Annotated in this window: 1 protein-coding gene; it reads left to right on the forward strand. The window is 56.2% G+C overall.

What is annotated here, in order from left to right; all coding sequences use genetic code 11:
• Window positions 1-128: 128 nt before the first annotated feature.
• On the forward strand, window positions 129-1,826 hold the full coding sequence (locus NZK35_RS33910; protein WP_259636962.1) for an IS110 family RNA-guided transposase: 1,698 nt from the start codon (window positions 129-131) through the stop codon (window positions 1,824-1,826).
• Window positions 1,827-1,983 lie beyond the last annotated feature (157 nt).

The raw sequence follows: 1,983 nt of genomic DNA on the forward strand, positions 1-1,983 counted from the left end.
ACTTATCGTTACATCTTGGTGCTCGGCTGCAAGCCGGTGACGCCTTATCACGAGCGTTTTGGGTCAAACAACCTGCGGGGAGACTCGCGACAACCTGTTTTTTCCACACTGTTGTTGGGAGATCCACAATGAATTCTGTGCCACGAGAGCACTTTGGGATCGGCATCGATACCGCTCGGTATGGACACCATGTTTCGTTCTTGGATGAACAAAAACGGACTGCCGCAAAGCCTTTTCACTTCACCGAAAACGCCAAAGGCTACCAAAAACTTGAAGCTGCGATCAATCAGTTGCGAAAAAAGCACACTGATTGCGTCCTCCACATTCGCGTCGATGCCGCAGGTCAGTATGCGGAAAACTTGCTGCGATGGTTGCATCGACTCGACGGACCCTCGGTCATCTCGGTGGGCCAACCCGCACGCAACAAAGCGTATCAAAAAGTCCATTACGAAAAACGCAAAGCCGACCCCGTCGATAGCCTTGCTTGTGCAAGGTTCGCCATCGTCGAACGGCCGCCGGCGATGCATCAGCCTCAAGAAGAGTTTTCGATCCTGCGCGATGCAGTCGCTCAGATGGAAGCCTCCGCCACGGCGCGAACACGACTGATCAACCAGTTGCACAACATGCTCGCCCGAGCGTTTCCTGAGCTCGCCGTGTTGGTCAAGAACGTCGGTTCCAAGTCGATCCTGAAGCTCCTGCTGAAGTACCCGACGGCCGAACGAATGGCCGCGGCACGATTGGACTCGATTGCCAAGTTGCCTCACATCGACAAGGAATTGGCCGGTCAGCTCAACGAGGCTGCCAAGAACTCCACGGCCAGCAGTCGGAGTGCCGCTTCGGAGTTGCTGATCAAGCGGAAAGTCAAGTCGATTCTCAATGAGATCGAGGTTCAAGAGGAACTCGATGCGATCGTGAAAAACGCGGTCAAAGAACTGCCCGCTGGGCCTCACCGACGCATCCGTTCGATTCCCGGAATCGGCACACAAACCGAAGCGGCCTTGCTCGCCAAGATCGTTTCGATCGACCGCTTTGGCAGCGCACGTGCGTTGATCGGCTACTTTGGGATCTTTCCCGAAGAAGTCGATGTTTCCGGCCTCAACAAAGACGGTACGCCCAAGTCAGGCAAGGAAATGCGGATGAGCCGCAAAGGCAACGACCTGGTACGACGCCTGCTTTACACGGCAGCCCAGACCGCGGTCAAACACAACCCTCCGGTGCGAGCGTTGTACGCGCGACTGATGGCCAATGGGAAGGACTACAACACGGCGATCGGTCACTGCATGGCAAAGCTGCTGCGGCAAGTGTTTGCCGTTTGGAAGAAGGACTGCGAGTTTGATCCTCAGTGGGAAGCTGGCGCCGCCCAAGGCGAGAGCCAACCCGTCGAGCCAGCCGAAATGGAAGCGTCGCAGGAGGAGGAAAAGGTCGCGGGCCACAGCCAGGCGCAAGGGCCGAGTCGAAAAGTGGTCACCGCGACCGACTCGATTGTAGCCGCACCGCGTCGTCCGCTCAACTTTGCCGACCTCCGCTCCTTGGTCTCGATGACCGATGTCTTGCAGCTATTGAACTGGAGCGGCCAAAGCAATCGCGCCACCCTGCGTGGCCCTTGCCCCGTGCATCGATCGTCGAGTCCGAATTCCAAGAGCTTTGCGGTCAACGTGACTAAAAAAGTTTACTGTTGTCACAGTTGCGGCTCAGAAGGCAATGCGTTGGATCTTTGGGCGGCAACCCAGAACATGTCACTCTTTGACGCCAGTTGGGATCTGATTGAGCGGCTAGGACTTGAAGCTCCCTTGCTGCAAAAAAAAGAGGAGAACTGCACCGTCTGAGCAACCCGTTCCGATACAGCCCTCCCTACTTGAACCCGTAAAACCGGGTCTGGGATCCGCTGCGCACCACCCCAACCGAAGCGACAAAAAGATGCAAAAAAAACGAAGCGTCATCACGCTCGACGCCCTTGACAATCCACGTTACATCTTACGCGTC

Source organism: Stieleria sedimenti (assembly GCF_025060895.1).
GTDB classification, from domain to species: domain Bacteria; phylum Planctomycetota; class Planctomycetia; order Pirellulales; family Pirellulaceae; genus Stieleria; species Stieleria sedimenti.

Bases quoted from the DNA above. Each gene is read 5' to 3' on its own strand.
- NZK35_RS33910 (WP_259636962.1), top strand. From the start codon at position 129: ATGAATTCTGTGCCACGAGAGCACTTTGGGATCGGCATCGATACCGCT.